The 23,470-nt window shown below is 36.7% G+C and carries 19 protein-coding genes and 1 pseudogene; 16 read left to right on the plus strand and 4 right to left on the minus strand.

What is annotated here, in order from left to right; translation table 11 throughout:
• The first annotated feature begins 825 nt into the window (after positions 1 to 825).
• The 14 genes and pseudogenes from LDK52_RS13210 (at position 826) to LDK52_RS13275 (ending at position 16,512) form a co-directional block, all read left to right on the plus strand.
• The gene (locus LDK52_RS13210; protein WP_277586426.1) at positions 826 to 3,975 is read left to right on the plus strand and encodes a DEAD/DEAH box helicase; all 3,150 of its coding nucleotides are present in this window, start codon (positions 826 to 828) and stop codon (positions 3,973 to 3,975) included.
• 517 nt (positions 3,976 to 4,492) lie between these two features.
• The gene (locus LDK52_RS13215) at positions 4,493 to 5,671 is read left to right on the plus strand and encodes a ParM/StbA family protein (RefSeq protein ID WP_277586427.1); all 1,179 of its coding nucleotides are present in this window, start codon (positions 4,493 to 4,495) and stop codon (positions 5,669 to 5,671) included.
• A gap of 15 nt (positions 5,672 to 5,686) precedes the next feature.
• Positions 5,687 to 6,298, plus strand: a complete 612-nt coding sequence (locus LDK52_RS13220; protein ID WP_277586428.1) for a hypothetical protein — start codon at positions 5,687 to 5,689, stop codon at positions 6,296 to 6,298.
• 550 nt (positions 6,299 to 6,848) lie between these two features.
• A complete protein-coding gene (locus LDK52_RS13225; protein WP_277586429.1) occupies positions 6,849 to 7,283 on the plus strand; it encodes a BclA C-terminal domain-containing protein in 435 nt (144 codons plus the stop codon).
• A gap of 220 nt (positions 7,284 to 7,503) precedes the next feature.
• Positions 7,504 to 7,809 carry a hypothetical protein gene (locus tag LDK52_RS13230; RefSeq protein ID WP_277586430.1) on the plus strand — a complete coding sequence of 102 codons (306 nt, stop codon included), beginning with the start codon at positions 7,504 to 7,506 and terminating at the stop codon, positions 7,807 to 7,809.
• 463 nt (positions 7,810 to 8,272) lie between these two features.
• A pseudogene (locus tag LDK52_RS13235) lies at positions 8,273 to 8,722 on the plus strand (ABC transporter permease subunit); the annotation flags it as partial.
• Positions 8,723 to 9,118: 396 nt separating this feature from the next.
• The gene (locus LDK52_RS13240; protein ID WP_277586431.1) at positions 9,119 to 10,141 is read left to right on the plus strand and encodes a serine hydrolase domain-containing protein; all 1,023 of its coding nucleotides are present in this window, start codon (positions 9,119 to 9,121) and stop codon (positions 10,139 to 10,141) included.
• 16 nt (positions 10,142 to 10,157) lie between these two features.
• Positions 10,158 to 11,477, plus strand: a complete 1,320-nt coding sequence (locus LDK52_RS13245; protein ID WP_277586432.1) for an ABC transporter substrate-binding protein — start codon at positions 10,158 to 10,160, stop codon at positions 11,475 to 11,477.
• 21 nt (positions 11,478 to 11,498) lie between these two features.
• The gene (locus LDK52_RS13250) at positions 11,499 to 12,446 is read left to right on the plus strand and encodes a carbohydrate ABC transporter permease (protein WP_277586472.1); all 948 of its coding nucleotides are present in this window, start codon (positions 11,499 to 11,501) and stop codon (positions 12,444 to 12,446) included.
• Positions 12,447 to 12,456: 10 nt separating this feature from the next.
• Positions 12,457 to 13,284, plus strand: a complete 828-nt coding sequence (locus LDK52_RS13255; protein ID WP_277586433.1) for a carbohydrate ABC transporter permease — start codon at positions 12,457 to 12,459, stop codon at positions 13,282 to 13,284.
• Positions 13,271 to 14,281, plus strand: coding sequence for an N-acetylglucosamine kinase (locus LDK52_RS13260; RefSeq protein WP_277586434.1), 1,011 nt, complete (start codon positions 13,271 to 13,273; stop codon positions 14,279 to 14,281). The genes LDK52_RS13255 and LDK52_RS13260 overlap by 14 nt, the downstream gene beginning before the upstream one ends.
• A gap of 14 nt (positions 14,282 to 14,295) precedes the next feature.
• Positions 14,296 to 15,204 (plus strand): N-acetylmuramic acid 6-phosphate etherase, encoded by a 909-nt coding sequence (gene murQ, locus LDK52_RS13265; RefSeq protein ID WP_277586435.1) that lies wholly within the window; start codon positions 14,296 to 14,298, stop codon positions 15,202 to 15,204.
• Positions 15,205 to 15,221: 17 nt separating this feature from the next.
• Positions 15,222 to 16,121 (plus strand): MurR/RpiR family transcriptional regulator, encoded by a 900-nt coding sequence (locus tag LDK52_RS13270; RefSeq protein WP_277586436.1) that lies wholly within the window; start codon positions 15,222 to 15,224, stop codon positions 16,119 to 16,121.
• Positions 16,122 to 16,323: 202 nt separating this feature from the next.
• Positions 16,324 to 16,512, plus strand: coding sequence for a hypothetical protein (locus tag LDK52_RS13275; protein WP_277586437.1), 189 nt, complete (start codon positions 16,324 to 16,326; stop codon positions 16,510 to 16,512).
• 118 nt (positions 16,513 to 16,630) lie between these two features.
• Here the strand turns inward: LDK52_RS13275 and LDK52_RS13280 are convergent, their stop codons facing one another.
• The 4 genes from LDK52_RS13280 to LDK52_RS13295 all read right to left on the minus strand — a co-directional run bounded on the left by LDK52_RS13280 (position 16,631) and on the right by LDK52_RS13295 (position 21,469).
• The gene (locus LDK52_RS13280; RefSeq protein WP_277586438.1) at positions 16,631 to 17,866 is read right to left on the minus strand and encodes a mechanosensitive ion channel family protein; all 1,236 of its coding nucleotides are present in this window, start codon (positions 17,864 to 17,866) and stop codon (positions 16,631 to 16,633) included.
• Between the two features lie 411 nt (positions 17,867 to 18,277).
• Entirely contained in the window at positions 18,278 to 19,702 is a 1,425-nt protein-coding gene (locus tag LDK52_RS13285) for an amino acid permease (protein WP_277586439.1), read from the minus strand.
• Positions 19,703 to 19,815: 113 nt separating this feature from the next.
• Positions 19,816 to 20,583: a dimethylarginine dimethylaminohydrolase family protein gene (locus tag LDK52_RS13290; RefSeq protein ID WP_277586440.1), complete on the minus strand. Its 768-nt coding sequence runs from the start codon at positions 20,581 to 20,583 to the stop codon at positions 19,816 to 19,818.
• Positions 20,584 to 20,596: 13 nt separating this feature from the next.
• On the minus strand, positions 20,597 to 21,469 hold the full coding sequence (locus LDK52_RS13295) for a dimethylarginine dimethylaminohydrolase family protein (RefSeq protein WP_277586441.1): 873 nt from the start codon (positions 21,467 to 21,469) through the stop codon (positions 20,597 to 20,599).
• A gap of 147 nt (positions 21,470 to 21,616) precedes the next feature.
• Here LDK52_RS13295 and LDK52_RS13300 point away from each other — a divergent pair, with 147 nt between their 5' ends.
• Positions 21,617 to 22,354, plus strand: coding sequence for an IclR family transcriptional regulator (locus LDK52_RS13300; RefSeq protein WP_277586442.1), 738 nt, complete (start codon positions 21,617 to 21,619; stop codon positions 22,352 to 22,354).
• 315 nt (positions 22,355 to 22,669) lie between these two features.
• Positions 22,670 to 23,452, plus strand: a complete 783-nt coding sequence (locus LDK52_RS13305; RefSeq protein WP_277586443.1) for a transporter substrate-binding domain-containing protein — start codon at positions 22,670 to 22,672, stop codon at positions 23,450 to 23,452.
• The last annotated feature ends 18 nt before the right edge of the window (positions 23,453 to 23,470 follow it).

Consider the following 23,470-nt stretch of genomic DNA (forward strand, 5'->3'; position numbering starts at 1 on the left):
AAAGAATGAATAATACTGCTGATTTCCGTTTCAGGTGGACGCGTTCCGCGGGGTGAGCGATGAGCCATCACCGTCGCTTGCGCGTCGCTGTGATGTCTCATCTGTCTCCCTCATCCCGCTGGAGTCGCCACCTTTCACTCCAATCAATTAAGTGAGTAGTACTCGATAAGAAGATTAGCAGAGCTTATCGCTAAGACGATAAGAGTAGACAAAGTTAATATAGGGATAAAATCGACTATTGAATAAATTAGGAAGAAATGAGATCTTCTTTTATATAGTGGTAAAAAGAGAATTAGTAAGTGTTTACTAAATAAAGAAGCGAAATAGCGAACGAAATTGCATCTTCAGGCCCGCACGATGCGGGTCAGGCAGTCGTTGCGAAATGTTTTTTTATTTTGCGACGAGCTTTGCGCAGGAGCACCACGATGTCGCGTACTTAGACTGTCATTAGGATAGTATCTTTTCTCTAGTTACCCAAAAATGAACTAACCCGTTTTTAAAAGTTGTAGAAGGGCGACGGACAGTTAATAGCCATAAGATTACCGAGAAAAAAAGATGCTGGTCGTGACTTCAGTCACGACCAGCATCATTAAAAAATCAAATGGTAATTATATAGCAATAAATCTGTACAAAGCCATTCGAAAACAGTAGAAAAAGGTTTAGATCCTAGAGGAACGGGCGTTTTTTTGCCTGGTTTTTCTGAAGGGATATATACCAATGGATTTACAGGATAGAATGAAGGTATATGTTAAGATTAAGCAATTGGTAAGGTAACTAGACGATCAACAGAAATTATTGAAAAAAAAGGTCGAGAAAGGATATGCAATGAACTTTTCGATGAATGAATCAAAGATGAAAAAATTATGTGGGGTAACAGCCTATAAAAAAGGAAAATCCTATTATCAAGCAGGAAAAGTAAAGGTAAATTCTTTTCAACCAGATGATTCGGTTATAAAAGCGACTGTGCATGCCGTTGAGGATGTTGAGGTTATGATCGTAGCAGATTCTGATGGAAAGTTTGGAGCTACATGTACTTGCCCACCTATAGGATTTGTCAAAACGTATTGTCAGCATATTGCAGCAGTATTATTTGTAGTGGAAGAAAAGGAAACAGAGGAACGTCTGGCAACAAGAATGCTTGATTTATTTGAAAATAGATCTGTACATCCAACTGCTAAGCAACTACATTTCGATAAAAGACAAACGCTACAGGTGGAATTTATATGCCGTCCAGTACCCCTAGAAAAAGGGGAATACGGATTTGGAATTCAGTTAAATGTCGGTCCAAATGTATTGCATAGTATTTCTAACGCAAAGAATTTTCTACAGAGTATGGAAAAAAAGGAACCATTTGAATATGCTCCAGGACAGTTCTATGTGCAGGAAATTTATAGCTTTGCAAAAGAAACGGATGCAGTTCTTCAACTATTAAAAAAAGGGAAGCATGAGCAGGGGGGACAGGTGGATACTTTACTCATTTCTGCATCCGATTGGGATCAGCTACTTCCATTATTGACGACAGTGCCACTAGTGAAATTCATGCACGAAGATAAAACGTATATAGGATTGCAGTTTGGCAAAGAATTGCCCCTACGTTTTGCATTTGATGAAGCAAATACGACGAATTACCAGCTGAATGTGGAAGGGTTGGACAAAATTATTGTATTTAAAGGCTATGGCTATACATTTTCACAAGGTGTTCTGTATAAGCTTCCTCCAGAAGAGTGTAAAAGACTAGCAGAATTAAAGGAAATGCTCGATCAATCTGGCAAGCATGAACTAGTTATTTCAGAGAGTCAAATCGATCAATTTATGGAAAGAACTATACCGGGTTTCATGAAACTAGGTCATGTTCATATAGCGGATTCCATTTCAAAAAGAATGGGAGAAACTCCACTTCGAGTTAAGCTATTTTTAGACCGAGTCAAGCACCGAATACTTGCAGGTCTTGAATTTCAATATGGACATCTTGTTCTTAACCCTTGTGAGGAGATAGAGCAAGAAGTTATGCATTATCCGGGTATGAGACGTCAGCTCAGTAAGGAACAGCAAATCATTGATGTACTTTTGGAGAATGGATTTACCCAAACGCCGGGTGGATTCTACTTATTCGACGAAGAGGCAGAGTATCACTTTTTATATCATGTATTATCAAAAATGGATAAACGGGTTCAAATTTACGCCTCTACAGCTGTTAAAATGCGTGTACAAAGAGGATATATTGGTCCGAGGATAAGAGTGGAAGTAAAAGAGCGAACAGATTGGCTAGAGTTTAAGTTTGATCTGAAAGAAATTCCGGAAAAGGAAATCAAGCGGTTGATGGCTGCCATCGAAGAAAAACGAAAATTTTACCGTATTCCAGGAGGCAATTTAGTTTCACTTGAGACTCCTGAATACCAAGCGTTATCTAGCTTTATCATTGATATGGGAATTACGACAGATACGTTTGATGATGAAATCCATGTTCCGTTAATAAAAGGAATGCAAATGATTGACTCTTTAGAGCAAAGCGACCTGGTGGAGCCGGGAGAGCAATTTGCTAAACTTATGAAAACCCTACACGACCCTGAAAACCTAGTGTTGGATGGTCCGATCCCTTTAGAAGGAATACTTAGAGAATATCAACAAGTAGGATTCCGTTGGTTCCAATTATTAGCGAAATATAAATTTGGTGGTATTCTAGCTGATGACATGGGACTTGGTAAGACGCTCCAAAGTATTGCCTTCATTGAATCTGTACTTCCAGATGTTCGTGCACGAAATTTACCAGTGCTAATAGTATGCCCTGCCTCACTCTTATACAATTGGAGGAATGAGCTAAAGAAATTCACGCCACATATTCAAGCACAGATAATAGATGGTGATAAAACGAAAAGAAGTGATTTGTGGAAACAGACTTCATCTGTAGATGTAATAATTACTTCGTATCCAACGCTTCGAATGGACATTGAGCTATACCGAAACCGACTTTTTCATACGCTGTTTGTAGACGAAGCGCAAGCCTTTAAAAACCCAGTTACCAAAACAGCAAAAGCGGTGAAGATGATCCAAGCAGAATACCGATTTGCCTTAACAGGTACGCCAATCGAGAACGCATTAGACGAGCTTTGGTCCATATTCCACGTTGTATTTCCAGAGTTATTGCCTGGTAGAAGAGCCTTTAGTGAATTAAGCCGTGAAAATATTGCAAAACGAGTTCGTCCATTTATCTTGCGTAGGATGAAACAGGATGTACTTAAAGAATTACCAGAGAAAACAGAAACGATGCTGTATTCGGAATTGCAGATGGAGCAAAAAACGTTATATGCAGCTTATTTGGCAGAACTTAAACAGGATGCATTGAAGCATCTGAAAAAAGGAAATCTCCAAAGAAATCGTATTAGAATTTTGGCCGGATTAACAAGACTTCGCCAGCTATGTTGTCATCCAGCTCTTTTCGTAGAGGGATATAAGGGAAGCTCAGCTAAATTCGAACAGTTGATGGAGCTCTTAAAGGAATGCCGAACATCAGGTAGACGAGTGCTCATCTTTTCACAGTTCACACAAATGATAGGTATTATTAGAGGACAACTCATACGAGCGGGGACCCCTTATTTCTACTTAGATGGCCAAACTCCATCTGAGGATCGAGTAGAGTTGTGTGATCGCTTTAATGACGGAGAAGGGAATTTATTTCTTATTTCGTTAAAAGCAGGGGGGACTGGGTTAAATCTGACTGGTGCAGATACAGTTATTCTTTATGATCTGTGGTGGAATCCGGCGGTGGAACAGCAAGCGGCAGACCGAGCTCATCGAATGGGTCAAGAAAACGAAGTACACGTCATTCGTTTAATAGCGAAGGGCACGATCGAAGAAAAAATTACTCAGCTGCAGCACAAGAAGAAAAGCCTTATTGATAAAGTCATTCACTCTGGTCAGGACACGCTGTCTACTATGACAGAAGAGGATATTAAAGAAATATTAATGATTGAATAAAAATATTAATCCAAGTTAAGCATACATTGCTTTTCTTGGATTTTTTGGTTTCTAATGAATGGAAGCTTTATTTTTAGAAGTTTATTGATATACCCTGTAATTCCAGCTTTAAATAAGGCCTTCTAGTGCCTTTCTACTTAAATATCTAGCAACTGATAGGTCTTAGATGGTTTATGCCTTAAAACGTGGTTTAAATGCAAATGGGAGCATATGGGTAACTAAACGCAAGTGATTGTCCTCTATATATCTAAATGAAAGGAAAGTGTTCTTGAGTGTATACAAGTATACGAAAAGTAAACGTTTTGTGTACAAGATAGCATACTTGTACACAAAAGAGTGTACAAGGCGTCGTATAGGGATGTACACAATAAAGATTACAAGTAAACAATTTAAGAATATTTGTATACGATAATAGGTCGAATGTTTACAGTTTGAATACAACTTTAGGTGGATTGACCAAGCTTTACCTGTAAGATAACCTTATAATGGTAGAACATATAGATGAAGGGATGATTTGATGAACACTTCAAGAATTTGTGCAATTGATGTAGGGAACGACTCCGTTAAGGCTATATTTGGAAAATTAGAGTATGAACTAAATATTCCTAATGTAATAGCAGTATCAACAGAAGATAGACCGGTTATAGGAATAGAGGATTTGAATGATAAAGATCCACTTGAAGGAATTCATATTAAAGTACACTCCCCTGCCCTTAATGAAAACAATATAATTTATCGTGTAGGTAGCTTAGCAACGAAAAGTGATAATGCAACTGAATTAGATCCTGGTAGCAACAAATCAGAGGAAGATCAAACACTAGTAATGTTATTTGCTTCATTAGCGTTAGATGCAGTTAGAAAAGAAAACGCAGAAGTATTTAAAAAGAATAATAATGTAATCGATGCAAACTATACGCTTGGTACAGGTCTACCACTTCGCGAAGTAAAAGAAGGAAAAGATGTAGGCTATCGTTCGCAGCTATTAGGATCGGTTCACCAAGTAGAATTTTTAGTAACACCTAAATACCAAGGGTTAAAAGTAAATATTAAATTTGATGAAGTGAAAATATATCCAGAGGGATTTGCAGCGTATATTAACCTAGTAATGGATAATGATTTAAACATTATTAATAGAGAGTTAGTAGACAAAAGTATCCTGATTCAAGATATTGGTGGTCTATCAACGGATGTTGCAGTCATTAAGAATCGTAATGTAGACGACGATAAAGCGCAGGGGTTCAATTTAGGGGTTTCTGAAGCACTAGAGTCCATTCGAGAAGAAATTAGATTGAAGCATGGTGTGGAATTAGATAGTCGTAGAGACGTTGTAGATATCATCACTAGAAAAAATGACCGAAATCATATTATGGTTAACGGTAGCCGTACAAGCGTTCATGATATTACTGACCGAATTCTTTTAGACTTAGCGAAGAAAGAATATCGTCACTTACGTAATGTTTGGCAAAAAAATTCGCAAACAGAAATCTGCTATTTTGTAGGTGGCGGAGCAATCGTATTAAAAGAGTATTTAAAAACACTAAATAACAACCTAAATGGCTATAATATTGAATTCTTTGAAGATGAAAAAGAGAGCATTTGGATGATGGCAAATGCTTATCATAAGTTAATCTCTGATTTTGTTAGAAAGAATAAAAAAGAAGTAAAAAGTAATGAAGTAATAAAACAAAAAGTATAAAAATAGGGTGATTTCGTGGAAAAATCGGGGAATTCCGGGATTCAAAGGGGGCAAGCTATTACATTTCGTCTCCCTTCTGACACTCCTGATCACATTATAAAGCAAATGCAAAAGTTAAAAGAAACTGAGCGCAGAAACTTTTCAAGTAAAATGGCGGAGTTTGTTTTGGATGGGGTAAGTAACTCTTTATCCAAGGATAGAGAAACTATCACCATTCCTATGCCGAAACAGTTAAGTAAGGAACAGCGTAACTGGCTTAAACACGCACATTCAGAAGCTATGCTGGGCAATATTGTCTATCAATTGTTGTCAGATCCTGTTCGTGCAATGTCTATTCTTGCCTCTCTTAACAGCAATGCCTTAGATATTGACCAAGCCCTATATTTACAAGCTGAGCCAACCGAAAAAGTAGAGGATGCGTATAATACCAATTCTGATATTTCGGCTGAACCAGAGGGGATTCAATCAGAATTGCCAACTGATGAACTGGAAGATGATTTGATGAACTTTAACTGGGAACAAGCAAAACAGGAACATGCTACTACGGAAGAAGATTCCGAACAGCATGTCGAAACTGAAACCTTAGATGATTTACTTGGAGATTTTCTTTCAAGAATGAATAAATAATACTAGTAGAATGTGTAGTAATACTTCTAATCTATTAAAGAAATTAGAATCTTCTTTGAACAAGTAAAAAGTGATTTAGATTAACATCTACTAAATAACGAGATAATTTTTAAATATACTTTATTAGTTTCGTGAGATTAGAAACCCCAAATAGTGGGCACTTAAAAAAGTGCTTTTACTTGGGGTTTTTTCGTTTTGTCCCTGTGTAAGAAACATTCATGTTACTTGAAACAAACTTGAATGTTAATACTTTCATGTTTGTTTGTTACACAAGGAATTTTTTTAAAGTGAGTGTTTTATTGCCCGTTAATGCAGGATAAATTTTGTTACATCTTTTTTTGCTTTTTTAATTATACTTCCTTATCAAGGTGAATTACTAAAATATGTAATGCCTAGTTTGCGTATAGAACAATATCTTTTAAGAAAAACTATTGTTTCGCATCCTAAGAAATCCTATTACTTAATAAATTCATAAATTTGGTATATTTGTCCATGCTATAAAACTATCTTTAGCATAATCTATAATATTATAATTGAAAGGAGGGTTATTATGGGAATTATTATGCCATGTAATTGTTTATCTGAATTAGCGTATATTTACAACTTAGATGCTCAAACGGTTGCGATAGAGGCGGATGTTAATTTTAGTACAAATGGTTTTCTGACGCCTGGAATTACGCATGCTTCTGGATCACCTTCGATTCTCGTCGCTACTGCGGGTATTTACGAGGTTACTTTTTCCGTGTCAGGTACAGAACCGAACCAATTTGCTCTTTTTCTAAATGGCAACCTAGTTCCGGGAACGATATATGCTTCCGGTGCCGGGACGCAGCAAAACAATGGTCAAGCAATATTCACAATAGGAGCCGGAGATGTTCTTACTCTTCGAAATCATTCTTCTGCAGCAGCAGTTGGCCTTGCTACTCCAATTGGAGGCACACAAGCGAGCGTAAACGCTTCTATTACTCTAAAAAAATTAGATTAATATGAAGGATATGGGAACTTCATAAAATAAAGTGAAGTTTTAAAGAAGTCTTCAACAATAGAAACCCTGATTTTAGCCGAAAAAGGCCGATTTCAGGGTTTTTACTTGTAACTAGACAAATAATTAGTGTTTTGTCCCTGTGTAAGAAACATTCAAGTTAATTCAAACAAACGTGATTGTTTATATTTTCATGTTTGTTTGTTACACAGGGTAATTTTTAATGTCTATTCTTGCTTCTCTTAACAGCAATGCCTTAGATATCGACCAAGCCCTATATTTACAAGCGGAGCCAACTGAAAAAGTAGAAGATGGGTTTAATACTAGTACTAACACTCATATTTCGAATGAACCAGAAGAAAATCAACAAGAATTATCAACTGACGAATTAGAAGATGATTTGATGAACTTTGACTGGGAGCAAGCAAAACATGAGCATGTCGCTACAGAAGAAGATTCAGAGGAACATGTCGAAACTGAAAGCTTAGATGATTTACTTGGGGATTTCCTTTCAAGAATGAATAAGTAATAGTAGTAGGATGCGTAGCAGTAATTTCAATCTATTAAAGAAATAAGAATCTCCCTAAAGCCAGTAACACCTGGTTTTAGGGAGATTTTTGTTTTAAGAAGATGAATTTATGAAATTTAACCAATTTAAGAATATTTATAATAATTTAAATTATATTTATATAAAATTCCCAAAATTTACCTCGCAATATAATTATTACCGAAAAAGTGCGGCTATTTGATTTGAAGAAGATAGGAATTATATTAACTGCATCTGCTTTATCGATGGTATATTTTCATCTGCAGCCAGTGCAGCGAGTACAGTAGAGGTACAGCCAGTAAAGGTGCCAGCTCAGGTGGCTGCCGCAGAGGAGTTTGTTACTAAGGAGGACTTGCTTAAAAAATTTAAAACTGCTTTTCCTGGGATTTTTGACTTTGTGAATGCGAGTGAATTTCATATGAGTTCCTATAATTTTCCGGAGGATACTGTATTATGGGTATTAATCTTTGCAATCGCAGCAGGGCTAGGGAGTGAAGCTGCCGTTCTTGGAATGCTATTTCACTCAATTGCTTATTTAGTAAAAGCAATTTCAGAGGCTTTTGAAGAAGTAGATAAGGGGATATTAGAGGCACTTACAGCAACTGTTGCTAATTGGTGGCATATTGTAACCCATGCTGTCTTACCTTCGACGTTCACATATTTACTATCTTGGACATTTTTGCGATTTGAAATTAATTTCTCTGTAGCTGTTGCAATGGGTGCAGCAGCAGGTGCAGGTGGTATCGGATTCGAATTGTTTATGGCTTCTGGATTCTATTTTGACATGCGAGAGGTCGGTTTAATCACTTACATGATCTTAATTCTAGCGATAGTCTTGGAATTAACATCTACCAAATTAAAAAGTCGTTATTTCCCAGCTACATCTACTAACTAATACGTTTATGTTTGCTTATGACGCAAGGTCACAAAAACCCCAAATAGTGTGCACTTTAAAAGTGCTACTATTTGGGTTTTTGTCATGAATCTTACTTTTTTGATTTTTAGGGAATTAGTAGCGAAATTCGAATAAAGTTGATTTCCACTTCAACGCACTTACCTGTTTCGAAGCTAGAACAGCGATGCAGAACAGGTAACCGATTTTCGTGGGCTTGTTCTCAATCACCGCGGGTCAAGGTTTTATCCGTTTGCTTCTTACACAGACGAATACGAATCTATACAAAAAAATATTTCTCTAATATTAAAAAAATATTTCATTATTTTTAATATTTTATAGTATAATATTTTAAAAGGTTAAATTAACAGATATTTTAGAATTTTCTGGGGGTGGGAAATGCTAGAGGATTATATACAAGGATTTGTTGATAACAAGAAAATTCCAGGTGCTATCATCCACGTTCAACGGGGGGAGGAAATTTTATTTAAACATAGCTGCGGTGGATATACGGCTAAAGATGGTTGTTATCGTTATATTACGGAAGATACTATTTTCGATGTCGCTTCTTTAACAAAGATAATAGCAACCTTACCTTCTGTCTTGTTGTTATTGTCAAAAGGGGATATAGCCTTAGAGGATCCGGTCCAGAAATTTTTACCTGATTTCCGATACGATTCGGTAACCGTTCAGCATCTTCTTCAACACAATAGTGGTTTACAGGCAGATCTAACACCGCCGGTTCAACGACATGAGAATAGAAACATACTGACTGAAGTTTACCAATCAAAACTAGGATATGTTACAGGGAAAGCAGTAGTCTATAGCGATTTAGGTATGATTTTACTAGGGGAAATCATACAAAAAGTATCTGGTAGATCTTTAGATAGATTTGCAGAAATGGAAATCTTTCGACCGTGGAAGATGCATCATACGAGCTTCAATCCACCAATGGAAGACTTACCCAATATTGCCTCTACTGAAATGGTTGATGAGCAATATGTTCAAGGAGAGGTCCACGATGAAAAGGCACTGTTATTATCAGGAGTTTCCGGAAGTGCAGGACTATTTTCAGATGTAAAGGACTTAGTGCTGTACGCAAAATACTGGCTAGGAATTTCAGATCAGTCAGTCATAAAGTCTGAATGGATGGATTTATGTCATACTCTATTATTCCAACATCGAGGCTTGGGCTTTGAGGTTTGGTCTGGTATTGAACCAGTCTTACCATGTGGTAGGAGGTGGAGGGTAGGCTCTTTTGGGCATACAGGATTTACAGGTACATCTATATGGCTAGAGCCAAAGGAGAAGTTATTTGTAGTTTTGTTAACAAATGCAGTTCATTACGGAAGGCACACTCATGTAAGAGAGCTAAGGCAAGGGGTTCATGATTTAGTTTATGAAATGTACAATTCAAATTAAAAGGGGCGTATTAAAAATGAGAAAAATGACAAGATATTTAATTCTATTTTTATTTGCAATGCTAGTTACAATTGTTTTAGCAGCTTGTTCAGATAGTGGCGATGAAACAGCAACAGATGCTAAAGACGGTAATAGTGAAAAAGAGGTGACGAGTTCAGAAGAAAAAGTAGAAGAAAAAGTAAAACTTACAATTGGTAGTTGGCGTACAGAAGATGGACCAAAATACGAAAAAGTAATTGCTTTATTCAACGAAACAAATCCTAATATTCAAGTTGAGTTTAGCCCAACTAAAAATACAGAATACAACACCATTTTAAATACTGCTTTACAAGCTGGAGAAGGTCCGGATATCTTCCACTTACGTCCATATGCAGCTGGGCTGAAGCTAGCTGATGCAGGGTTTGTTGAGCCGATTTCTGACATTGATGGATTGGATCAATATTCAGAGAATTATTTAGCAGCTTCTAAAGGAGCGGATGGAGAGCAGTATGGTGTTCCTTTAAACATTAGTTCAACTCAATTTTTCTATAACAAAAAAATATTTGCAGATCAAGGACTTGAAGTACCAGCAACATGGGATGAATTTATCGAAGTGAATGAAAAACTATTGGACGCAGGTATTACGCCAATTGCCATGGGAACTAAAGAAGGCTGGTTACTATCTTTAACACACGGAATAGTAGGGTCAGGTGTGTTAGATGGTAATGTCTTTGCAGATAAACTGGTTACTGGTGAAACTGACTTTTCAGATCCAGCGTTTGTTGAATCGATAGAAGCAATGAATGATTTGAAAAAATATTTCCCTGCAAATTCAGAAGGACTAGGAATGGATGATATTCGTACAATATTTGCGATGGAACAAGCAGCGATGTTCCCACTTGGAAGCTGGGAAATCCCGGTTGTGAGTGAATTAAATCCTGATTTAGATTTCGGCTTTTTCCCAATGCCATCTAAAAACGGTAATCAAAGCGTTACAACTTGGGTAGATGGATCATTTGCTATTAATGCAAAATCTAAAAACATTGAAGCAGCAAAAACATTCTTAGAATTTTTAACAACAAAAGAGTTTGGCGAACTATTTGTTGATGAGTTCAAAATGATCAGTGCAATTCCAGGAATAACATCAGATGATGAGCTTCTTGGCGAGTTAAGTAAAACAGTGGAATCTAGTTCAACACCATATTACTGGGTTGTTAACTTTGTTAGTGGAGATCCAACAACGAAAACAGTGCTAGAAACAGAATTACAAGGGATGTATTTAGGTGAGGTAACACCAGCAGAGGTAGCTCAAAAAGTGCAGGGAAATGCAGAAATTTCATTTGAGCCTTTTAAATAACAAAAAAGGAGGCTGTGAATGATGACGACTGTGCAAACAGCTTCAAAAAAGAAGGGAAGAAAAATAGGGAAAAGCTGGACTATCCACCTTTTCCCCATCCCTGCATTAATTATTTATGGTTTGTTCGTGCTATATCCTATATTAGCTGCATTATCCTATAGCTTTTATTCGTTCAATGGCTTTTCACGAGAGTCTTTTGTCGGTTTTGACAATTTCGTTACATTATTTACGACGGAGCCTTATGGATCTATGTTTATAAATGCTTTCAAGCATAACGTTCTTTACTTTGGACTTCAAATGGTAGCTATGAATGGATTGGCATTTATACTTGCTTTTATCATTTATAAAAAAGTGAAGGGTGCTGAGTTTTTCAAAATTGCCTTTTTCTTGCCTCGTTTATTATCCGTAATTGTTGTTGGTTTTTTATGGAAGCTTATCTTAAATCCTAATTTTGGTACGTTGAATATTCTGCTAGGCAGATTAGGACTCGAGGAATTACAAAGAGCTTGGCTTGGAGATCCAAATACAGCGCTTGTTTCCATCATTTTGGTAAATTGTTGGTTCGGTTTAGGATTCGGGGTCCTAATTTTTTTAGCAGGTTTTCAAAGTATTCCGGGTGAACTAATAGAAGCTGCTAGATTAGATGGTGCAAAAGGAATGACAATGCTTCGCAAAATTTATTTACCTTTAATGGTTCCTTCTATTATGATCATGACAGTATTAACGTTCATACAGTCTTTCGAGGCATTTGAACTCGTATATGCTATGCAAGGATCAATGGGAGAGCCGTATTATTCAACCGACACTCTAGCGGTATTCTTTTATCGTTTAGCGTTTGGTAGCTCCACATCTGGAAGTTCTGATGCTTTAGGAGTAGGTTCTGCTTTAGCGGCAGTATTATTTTTCTTTATCTTGATATGTACAATGATATTTCTGAAGTTTACCAACAAAAAAGAAGTAGAAATGTAAGGGTGAGTATATGAAGAATAGTTCAATGTGGTCGAAACCATTTTATTATGTCATTGTATTCGCTGTAGCGACTATCAGTTTGTACCCCATATTTTTAATGTTTTTGTCGTCGTTTAAAACAAGTGCCGAAATATTCAAGGATCCTTTAGGCTTACCTACTAAATTTACCTTAGACACGTATAGAACATTAATGGGCAAAGTTCCGTTCGATCAATATTTTATGAACAGTGTAATTGTTAGTGTGACGTCGGTTGTGCTGGTAGTCGTTTTTTGTTCGTTAGCAGCTTATTATATTGCACGCTTTAAATTTAGCTGGAACAATGCCATTTTCTTTATATTTTTATTGGGAATGATGATTCCGATTAAATTAGGGATAGTACCATTATTTATATTAATGCGTGATTTAGGTCTAATCAATTCTCTTTGGTCACTTATTTTTATGAATATCGCAACAGGTACTCCATTAACAATACTTATATTAACAGGATTTTTTAAAACGATGCCTATAGAGCTAGAGGAAGCAGCAAGAATGGACGGAGCAGGAAACTTACGTGTTCTTTGGAGTGTACTTCTTCCATTAATGAGACCAGCACTAGGTACCGTTGTAATTGTAAACTTTATCTCTGCATGGAATGATTTTTTCTTTCCATTAATATTTATAACAGAGAAAGCAAAGATGACAATACCAGTTGGCATGTTGTCGCTATTTGGTGAACATTCTGCAGATTGGGGCTCCTTATTCGCCGGGTTGACACTTGCTTCTTTACCAATGATGATCTTATTCTTTATTGCATCAAAACAATTTATGGAGGGACTGACTGCAGGTGCAGTTAAGTAAGAATTATTTTATCGGTGTAGATGGTGGAGGCACGAAAACAAGCTGTGTTATTGGCGATAGTACTGGTAGAATAATTGGCACAGTTGTAGGGGAAGGGTCAAATATAAAATCTACGAAACCTGAAAAGGTACGTATACAAATGTTTGAATTATTAAATAAACTAATAAAGACGTCTGGAATAAAAAAAGAACAAGTTTCCGGCCTATTTATCGGAACTGCAGGTGGTGATCGAGAATCAGATAAAAAAACCTGGTATGACTGGATGAAGAGCTACTTTTCACCACACCTATGTCCTATTCAGATTACAAATGATGCGCTCCCAGCTTTAGTTAGTGGAACCTTTAGCTTGAATGGGCTAGTCGTTATTGCAGGAACGGGCTCCATTGCTTATTTAGTGCAAGATAATGGAGGTAGAACTACACGTTCTGGAGGTTGGGGATATCTATTTGGTGATAATGGTAGTGGGTATTATATCGGAAACGAAGCACTTCGCTTTGTCACAAAGTATTATGACCAGCAAGGTGAGCTTGTTCAAGTGGAAAGGTTAACGCAAGCGGTTTTACAGCATTACAATCTACAAAATACCTCTGATATTATTACTGCGGTTTATGAACAAGAGAATCCGCGTACATCGATTGCTTCATTAGCTATGTCTGTACTAGATTTAGCTGAACGAAAGTATGAACCAGCAGTTGAAATAATCCATCAGGCGGTTAGCGCATTAGTCGAACTTCTTACTACCATTTTTAATAGAGAAAAGAATGCTAGAGAGTTACCTATCGTGCTTTGTGGAGGGTTATTTTCCAATGAACTATTTTTCGCGACATTTAAAGATGCGATGGGTAAGTTTGATAATGAATTGTATATACCTTCCCTACCTCCAGTTGTGGGCTCGTATTTATATGCACTAGCAAGTGAAGGCATAGCACTCACTCCAAAACTAAGAATAGAAGTTACTAAGTCATGGGCAAAAGTTATGGATGAACATAACCTCTGAAAGGTATGATATAAATGAACGAATTGGAAAAACTGGGAACTGAGAGTATCAACCCTAAAACAAAAAACCTAGATATCATGACGGTGAAAGAAATAATTAGCACGATGAACGAAGAAGATCAAACAGTTGCACTAGCCGTTCAGAAGGCTTTACCACAGATTGAGGAAGCGATTCATATTGTGCACAAAATGCTCTCAAATGATGGTAGATTGCTTTATATAGGAGCAGGGACTAGTGGTCGGATTGGGTTACTAGATGCAGTAGAGTGCCCTCCAACTTTTAGTACATCACCACAAATGGTGCAGGCTGTGCTAGCGGGTGGCTATGGTGCGGTTATGATTGCTGTGGAAGGTGCAGAGGACGATCACGAGCTGGGTAAACATGATTTAATGAAATTAGATCTTACATCTAGTGATGTGGTGATTGGAATTGCTGCTAGTGGGAGAACTCCCTACGTTATTGGTGCTTTATCATATGCGCAATCAGTAGGTGCTAAAACAATTAGTCTATCAAGCAATCTACAATCTGCTATTAGCCGATATGCCGATGTAGCTATTGAAGTAGAAACTGGTCCTGAAATATTGACTGGTTCTACCCGTTTAAAAGCTGCCACAGCGCATAAAATGGTTGTTAACATGATTTCTACTGCATCGATGATACAAATTGGTAAGGTATATAAAAATTTAATGGTAGATGTGCATGCTAGTAATTACAAATTAAAAGAACGGGCAAAAATGATTGTTTGTGAAGCAACAAATATTACATATGAAGAAGCAGAGAAAGTGCTTGTTGAAACTGAATTTAATGTAAAGCAAGCGATAGTAATAATTTTAACTGGTGCGTCAGCTAATGAAGGTGCAGATTTATTGGAAAAAGCAAATGGAAAAGTCCGCATGGCAATTGGAGAAAAGGCAAAGAAATAAAGATGTAGAGGTGTGAAATGACACAAAAAGTGAATGCGGGATTATCAATAATGGAAGAAATGATTGATCGTCTGCCTCGTTCAGAAAGAAAAATCGCTGATTATATATTAAAGTTTCCAAAGGAGTCTATTAATTTAACGGCTGTAGAATTAGGTAAAGTAAGTGGTACGAGTAGTGCCGCTGTTATCAGGCTTTGTAAGTCACTTCAAGTAAATAGCTTTCAAGATTTAAAGCTAAGGATTGCTGGTGACTTGCAGAATGAGCGTCAGGACCTACGGGATATTGAACCAAATGAAGCGTTTGAATCGATGGTTGAAAAAATCACACTTCAAAGTATAAGGTCAATACGAGAAACAACCAATATGCTCGATATGGTGCAATTAACAAAGGCTGTTGAAGCTATTTTGCAGGCATCTCATATTTATATTTTTGGCGTTGGTGCATCAGGCATTGCGGCAATGGATGTACAACAAAAATTTATGCGTATTAACAAGCATTGCTCCTATTACCCGGATGTACATTTAGCAGCAACCGCAGTTGCCAATGCGTCGAAAGAGGATGTAATTCTTGGTATTTCCTCTTCAGGTAATACACATGAAGTTGCAAAAATATTAGAAATTGGAATGCAAACTGGTGCTAAGACCATTAGTTTAACACGTTATGGTAATTCTCTAGTAGCAGATTTAGCAGAAATCAATTTGTTTACTGCAAGCTCTTTAGAACCTACATTTCGAAGTGGTGCGACATCTTCCAGACTGGCACAGCTACATGTAATTGATATGCTCTTTATGTGTATTGCAACGAATACATTCGAGCAAACAATTGGCTACTTGGATACAACAAGAATGGCAATAGACACATTGCATCAAAAAGTGCAGAAAAGAAAAGCTGTATATGAACAGGAACTAAGTGAATAAATTCTTATTATAGAAGATAAAAAAATAAAATGGTTATACGGAGCGCAATGGCTTATCTCAGCCTTTTAAGATTAGTTCATATTAGGAAAAATTTAATAAAAAACTTTGGATATAATTTTCATTACTCTGCTAAAAGTGAGAAGTAGTCCGAATAATGAACGACATAAAACACATCCTATCCCTGTGTATAGGAGGTGAATTTATGGCTAATCAAGGAAATAATCAAAATCAAAGAAATAACAAAAGTGTCGCAAAGAGCATTAAAAACACAGCAGGATCTGCATTTGAAACCGCGCATAATGCATTAGAAGCTACAGAAAATGTTGCAATGAACGCTGTTGATGCAACAAAAAACGCTGCAAACAATTTAACAGGTAACAACAAAAAATAGTTAGACAAAGAAATGTGCGACTCTTTATACATTGTAGGGTGGCTTCCTAGGCATACAAAAAAGCAGGTGTAGAAAAAGACATCTTTTTCTACACCTGCTTTAATTTAGGGCCAGTGTTTCATATATCTGCAATTTTTTTAAAATCATTCCCGGTTGGATTCTGGAACAATTGAATTCCAAACTCCGGTGCTACGGCAAAAAGATGGTCAAAGATATCTGCTTGAACCGTTTCATATACATCCCATTGTATATCATTTGTAAATGCATATATTTCTAATGGTAACCCGTTTTCGGTTGGCGCTAACTGTCTAACCATTAAGGTCATTTCCTGATGGATTCCAGAATGATGTTGAAGATAGGTGGTAATATAAGCTCTAAATACACCAATATTCGTAAGAGCTCTACCATTCACTCGATTGCTTTGATTAATTTTATTGCTCGTATTGTATTCTTCAATTTCACGTTCCCTATCCGTTACATAGTCGGAAAGATAGTCGATATTTTTATAGTTATTGATCATTTCCTCCGTACAAAATGAAATACTGTTTGTATCAATAAATAATGAACGCTTAATACGTCGTCCTCCAGATTTTTGCATCCCTCGCCAATTTATAAAAGAATCGGATATGAGGGCATAGCTAGGAATCATCGTAATTGTTTTATCAAAGTTTTGTACCTTCACTGTATTAAGGGAGATATCAATAATGTCTCCGTCTGCGCCATATTTTGGCATTTCAACCCAGTCCCCAACCTGAACCATATCATTGGTCGACAACTGAATCCCCGCAACAAGACCTAATAACGAATCTTTAAAAACCAACAAGAATACAGCGGAGAGAGCCCCAATTCCACTTAGAAGAATAAGTGGGCTCTTCCCGATTAGGTTCGCAATCAGTAGGATAATCCCAAGCGTTATGATAATAATTTTAAGGACCTGAATATATCCTTTAATAGGCTTAGTCCTAGATACTTCATAGGTTTGATAAATATCATTCATTGCATTTAAAGAGCTATTGATAATTACTAGCCCCATAATTATTAAATACGCAATTGCCCCATTTTCTATCAACTGTTGAATGGGTGATGGAAAAGTGAAAGCAAAATAATAAATAATAATCGCTGGAACTATATGTGATAGCTTATGAAAAACTTTCCTTTCTAAAAGAAGTTCATCCCAACGAAACTTAGTGTTTTTCACGACTTTAGAGATTATCCTGATTACTACCTTTTTAGTAATAAAATTAGCTACAAGACAGAGGGTCAATATTAAAAGAGTCATGGTAATAATGGAAAGATACCCGACTAAGATAGCATCCATGCCAAAACTTAAAAGCAGGTTACGAATGTAATTCATCTATTTCACCTCATTGTATGTATTATAGTTATTATCATTGTATGCAACTCATTTTTGTTATAAGTGTAATGAGGTAATAACCATTGTATCAGAAAAAACTGATCTTCACTTTCTATGACACTTCGCTAGGTAGTATTCTAAGAAATAAACAAATATAGAAATGGATAGAGGAGATAGCTATGGGTAATTGAAGAAGATTGCAGGTTGAACTTTTTGATGAATGAAACAAGAATAAATTAATTGAGCAGTAATGGGTTTAAAAACGTGTCTGAAAGTATATTATGTGGTATTTCAAACAAGAATCCCCCTGGAACAAGTAACACATGTTCCAGGGGGATTCTGATGTTTTATGAAACTGAATAATTGACTCATCTTAATTTGCCTTTATTACTAACGTCAAATACAAAACAATTAGTTCTCCTGAACGACTTTACTTTTTACTAAAGCTGCTTGATTGTTCTTTTTCTCTAATCTTAATTTATAGAACAGGAAACAGGCGATGAAAAAGCCTACACCATAGTACAGACCAACTCGCTGTGTCGGATCAAACGCTAAAAATACTAAGATCAGTAAACAAAACGCAATACAGAATAGCGGAACAAACGGATAGAAGGGAACTTTATAACCCAAATCTTCCAGTTTACCGCCATTCTTTATATATTGGCGACGAAACATTAATTGGGAAGCCGCAATTCCCATCCATGAAATAGTGACAGAAATCCCTGCGATCGACATTAACAATACGAATACTGTGTCGGCCTCCATTACACTTGTCAATAATGATAGTAAAGAAAAAGCCATTGTGAATAGTAAAGCAGTAAGTGGAACTTTTCGTTTAGATAGACGACCGAACACTTTCGGCGCCATGCCTTCTTTTGCCATCGACCACAATAAACGAGTGGATGCATACAAACATGAATTTCCCACGGACAAAATGGCAGTTAAAATAACAAAATTCATAATACTACCAGCGTACGGTATTCCAGCTAAATTCATTAACGTAACAAACGGACTTTCAAGCAATCCAAGTTCAGATGCTGGGAAAATAGCTGATAGTACAATAATAGATGCAATATAAAATACGACAATTCTAATAATAATAGTACGAATAGCTTTTGGAATATTCTTTTCCGGGTTTTCTGTTTCTCCCGCTGCAATACCAACTAACTCAGATCCTTGGTAGGAGAAAATAACATTCATCATTGTGAGAAAAACAATAACAATTCCAGCTGGGAACAACCCTGAAGGTGCTAAATTGGTCGCAAGTGGTGCCGCTCTTTCTTCCATTGGTATAATTCCAAAAATCGCTGCAGCGCCAATGATAATAAACAGAACTACCGCGACGACCTTAATACCTGCAAACCAAAACTCGGCCTCTGCAAAAGCTTTTGTTGTAAGCGCATTCAAAGCGAATAATAAAACCATGAAAATCGCACACCATATCCAGATTGGAATGTCAGGGAACCAATGCTGCATTAGTATTCCGGCAGCCGTAAATTCCACTCCAGCTGTTGCAGCCGAACCTACAAAATACATCCATCCTAGTGAAAATCCTGCAGATGGACTAATATATCGAGTCGCATAAGTCTGAAAAGAACCTGTTACCGGCATATGAACAGCAAGTTCTCCAAGACATACCATCACCATATATAAGATTAAACCACCGAATAAGTAACCAAGAATAGCCCCTCCCGGACCTGCCTGATTAATCGTATAACCTGCATTTAAAAATAATCCCGTCCCAATTACCCCACCAAGTGATAGCATAAACAAATGACGACTTTTCATCGAGCGATTTAATAGATTTTCTTGTGTTGAATCCCCAATATTAGACATAATATTCCCTCCCTTATGCAATTATTTAGCTAAACCAATGCTACTTCTCTGCTTTTCGATTAGTACGAAATCATTACGGATGCAGGCACCTGTAGTGATTCTAATTTTTTTTGTTAAGCTCTTAATGATAGGCAACTTAGACCACCGTCTTGTTTACGAACCTCTGACATATCCAACTCAATAGTTTCATAGCCTGCTTCTTTGAATTTTCGTTTCGTTTCGCTATATCCTTGTGGAATGATTACATAATCATTCACACGAATACAGTTTGCTGAATATTCATCCTCATCAGATATAACAATTTTGTCATAAGAATCAAATGCAGGGTGATCAACAAATTCACCTGCAACGACCATTTTGTTGTTTCCTAAATAAGCAATACCTGTTTTCAAATGGAAAAACTTTTGTAACGGGATGATTGTTACTTCAAATCCTTCGCTTTCTAGAATTTCTTTTAACTGCAGTGCTCCTTCTTCATTTGTGCGTTCAGAAATTCCAATATAAAAATTGTTATCTGCTTGTAAAATATCTCCACCATCAAGTGTTCCTGGTGATTTAATGTAATGTAACTTTTTATAAAAATCTTTTAAAACTCTTTCAATTTCAATAATTTCTCCATTTCGAGATTCCGCTCCCGGATTTGTAATTACGGCAAATTCTGATGTCAGCACGGCAGCATCTTCAACGAACGTTGAATCTGGAAATTCTTCGCTTGCTGGTAGTAGTGTTACTTCAACTCCACACTTTTTTAATGCTTCCACATATGCCTCATGCTGAACTAATAGTTTTTCATAATCCGGTTTCCCAAGATCTGAGGTTGTTAATCCTTCTACATAGCTCTTACCCGGTGTTTTTGCGATTACTTTTGTAAATTTACTCATTTTTATTTCCCCCTTAATTTCTAATGACTGGACTTGTTAGACATGTTGGACCACCGGTACCTAATATACTGATTTCTCGTCCTTTGTATTCATAAACCGTTGCTCCTGCATCCAGCAATTGTTGTTTCGTCGTTTCATTTCCTTCGATCATTACACACACACGTGGTGCAAGCGCTAGTACATTACATCCGAGATTATCGTACTCTGTCTTTAGAACTTCTATTAATTGAATACCATGCTTTATCAGTAACTGACGGAAAAATACTGGCATCAATTGTGAATGAACCACCGCCAAATCTTTATCAACCATGCTTATAAAAGACATCAAGTGTAAGCATTCCGCTTCTCCTTGATCATGCGGAAGCTGTACAACGATGAACTCCTCTACATACGGAGCTGTTATTTCTTTGAGTTGGCGAATTGCTTCGTCGTTTGTACGGTATCCTCGGCCGACAACAATTGTATGATCATCTAACCAGATGATATCTCCACCATCTGATACTGCTTCTCCAGTTAACTCTCCAATAATAGGAATCTCTTTTTCTTTGAGAAACTCTTTATAAACGGATGCCTCTGGCTGTCTTAATTTCTTACCTGATTTTAAAATAATGGCCCCAGCTGGCGTAAATTTCACCGGGTCATGCGCATAGATAGAATCTAATCCTACTTCGTCAGATACTGGAAGGTAGTCAATTTGCGGTACATGCTTTTCTAAAATCTCAATGAATTTTTTATATTCACGAACTGCTTCTTCAAAATTTGGTTTTTCTAGATAATTGAATACTTTCCATTCATCGGATAAGTGTTCTTGACTAATAAAGGCATCGTTTGGATGCTTTACAATTACTCGCTCTAACTTTTTATACATAGATGAGTTATAATCCATTTATATTCCTCCTTTTCCGCTCACCGGAAAACGTTTCCGTTTAACGGAAATATTATATTTAAAATATATGTGTTTTATGATAAACTGTCAATATATTTAGAATGTTAAATAATATTATTTTAGACTAATAAAAAAGGGGTGACTTACATGCAATCTATTATTCGTGCAATGACTGTTGCTAAAGTATTAGCAATTCATACCAATGAAAAAGGAGTAAGTATATCCGAGCTTTCTAAACAATGTGAGCTGCCACTTAGCACGATGCATAGATTACTACAAGCCATGATTAAACAGAGCATGGTGGAGCAAGATGAACACTCTAAGTTGTACCGTCTTGGCGTAGTTTGGCTAGAGTATGGTTTAAAGGTGTACGATACAATCGACTATGTGAGTAAAATTAGACCAGAGCTGGAACGCTTATCTAGAGAGGTAGAGGAGAGTGTCTATTTAAGTAAGCCTATTGGTGCAGAAGCGATGATTGTAGAAAGAATTGATAGCGAAAATAACCCAATCCGAATTTACGATCAACTAGGATTGCGTATTCCAATACATATTGGAGCAGCCAATAGGTCAATGCTTGCAGCTATGCCTAGATCCCAATCGGAAAGTATTTTGTCACAGCAATTGCCACCCGACAAAATACCAAAGTTTCTACAAACACTCGACCAAATTTCGAAGCAAGGCTATGCAACTAGCCACTCTGAGCGAACGGAAGGCACATCATCTATCGCGGTTTCTATCAAAGACAGTCTGGGTCAAATCATTGGGGCTGTCAGCATTGGCGTTGTCAGTTTCAACCTAACGGAAGAACGTCTCGCATTCCTAACAAGTAAAGTAATCGAGACCGGTAATAATATATCTTTGAGACTAAGATCTAATAGCTGAAACAGCTAATGAAAAATGTTGCTTGCCCTTGGATAGGGATTTAATTGCTTTTGATTTTTGTGATTTTAGATTTCAAGGTTATTACTGTATTAATTTCATTCAAATAGAAACCCGTTGGAACGAGTAACACTTGTTCCAACGGGTTTCTATTAGTTTCATGAAAACAAGTTTCTTCTTTTCTTCAACTAGGGATGTAGGTTTATTAGCTTATCTGATAATAATAGCCAGTCATTAAGAATACATTGTATGAAAGGGAGTTGGTTTTCCTAATATGTGCGAGTTTACAATGTTTTACATTATAGAGGGGGACAAGCATTGAAGAAGAAACTAATTTTGACCATCATTACTTTAATTATCTTGAGTATTGTTGCAGGTTGCGGCTTTGGGGGAGGAAAAGTACTAGATCGAATGGAAAAATCAGAAGTGCTGAATGTTGCATTTGAGGGTACGTATCCACCATTTAACTATTTAGATGACAATGATGAATTAACCGGATTTGATGTAGATATTTCAAATGAAATTGCGAAAAGATTAGGAGTGAAGGCTAATTTTGTAACATCTAAGTGGGAAGGTTTAATAGGCGGTTTAAAGGCGGATAAATTCGATATTATTATTGGGCAGATGACTGTAACAGAGGAAAGGAAAAAAAGTGTAGATTTCACTGATCCATATGTTATTACAGGCTCGGTGTTAATCACACGTGAAGAAACAAATGATATTAGTAAACTGGAAGATATTAAAGGGAAAAAAGTTGGTGTTGGTGGTGGAACTACCTTTGAAGAAATTGCAAACAGTGTGGAAGGTGCTGACGTCAAGTTATATAAAGCATTTAGTGATTATCTAGAGGATCTTAAAAATGAAAGATTAGATGTCATTATTAACGACCAACTGTTAGTAAGCTATAACATTAAAGAAAATAATCTGCCGATAAAAGTTGCGAGTGATATTCTTCAAGTAGATGAGATCGGAATGGCAGTTAACAAAGGTAACGAAGACTTTATTGAAAAGGTAAATGAGGCTCTAAGTGACATGAAAGCCGATGGAACCTATAAAGAAATATATATAAAATGGTTTGGATCAGACCCTGTTGAACAATAAATGAACAAAAGTATCAAC

Origin of the sequence: Psychrobacillus antarcticus (genome assembly GCF_029533155.1) — a bacterium.
Classification (GTDB): Bacteria; Bacillota; Bacilli; order Bacillales_A; family Planococcaceae; genus Psychrobacillus; species Psychrobacillus antarcticus.

Excerpts from the sequence above, each read along its gene's own strand:
- LDK52_RS13290 (WP_277586440.1), bottom strand. The coding sequence starts at position 20,583 with ATGAGTAAATTTACAAAAGTAATCGCAAAAACACCGGGTAAGAGCTAT.
- LDK52_RS13300 (WP_277586442.1), top strand. The coding sequence starts at position 21,617 with ATGCAATCTATTATTCGTGCAATGACTGTTGCTAAAGTATTAGCAATT.
- murQ (WP_277586435.1), top strand. The coding sequence starts at position 14,296 with ATGAACGAATTGGAAAAACTGGGAACTGAGAGTATCAACCCTAAAACA.
- LDK52_RS13230 (WP_277586430.1), top strand. The coding sequence starts at position 7,504 with ATGTCTATTCTTGCTTCTCTTAACAGCAATGCCTTAGATATCGACCAA.
- LDK52_RS13285 (WP_277586439.1), bottom strand. The coding sequence starts at position 19,702 with ATGTCTAATATTGGGGATTCAACACAAGAAAATCTATTAAATCGCTCG.
- LDK52_RS13280 (WP_277586438.1), bottom strand. The coding sequence starts at position 17,866 with ATGAATTACATTCGTAACCTGCTTTTAAGTTTTGGCATGGATGCTATC.
- LDK52_RS13210 (WP_277586426.1), top strand. The coding sequence starts at position 826 with ATGAACTTTTCGATGAATGAATCAAAGATGAAAAAATTATGTGGGGTA.
- LDK52_RS13250 (WP_277586472.1), top strand. The coding sequence starts at position 11,499 with ATGACGACTGTGCAAACAGCTTCAAAAAAGAAGGGAAGAAAAATAGGG.
- LDK52_RS13275 (WP_277586437.1), top strand. The coding sequence starts at position 16,324 with ATGGCTAATCAAGGAAATAATCAAAATCAAAGAAATAACAAAAGTGTC.
- LDK52_RS13225 (WP_277586429.1), top strand. The coding sequence starts at position 6,849 with ATGGGAATTATTATGCCATGTAATTGTTTATCTGAATTAGCGTATATT.
- LDK52_RS13240 (WP_277586431.1), top strand. The coding sequence starts at position 9,119 with ATGCTAGAGGATTATATACAAGGATTTGTTGATAACAAGAAAATTCCA.
- LDK52_RS13270 (WP_277586436.1), top strand. The coding sequence starts at position 15,222 with ATGACACAAAAAGTGAATGCGGGATTATCAATAATGGAAGAAATGATT.
- LDK52_RS13295 (WP_277586441.1), bottom strand. The coding sequence starts at position 21,469 with ATGGATTATAACTCATCTATGTATAAAAAGTTAGAGCGAGTAATTGTA.
- LDK52_RS13215 (WP_277586427.1), top strand. The coding sequence starts at position 4,493 with ATGAACACTTCAAGAATTTGTGCAATTGATGTAGGGAACGACTCCGTT.
- LDK52_RS13255 (WP_277586433.1), top strand. The coding sequence starts at position 12,457 with ATGAAGAATAGTTCAATGTGGTCGAAACCATTTTATTATGTCATTGTA.
- LDK52_RS13245 (WP_277586432.1), top strand. The coding sequence starts at position 10,158 with ATGAGAAAAATGACAAGATATTTAATTCTATTTTTATTTGCAATGCTA.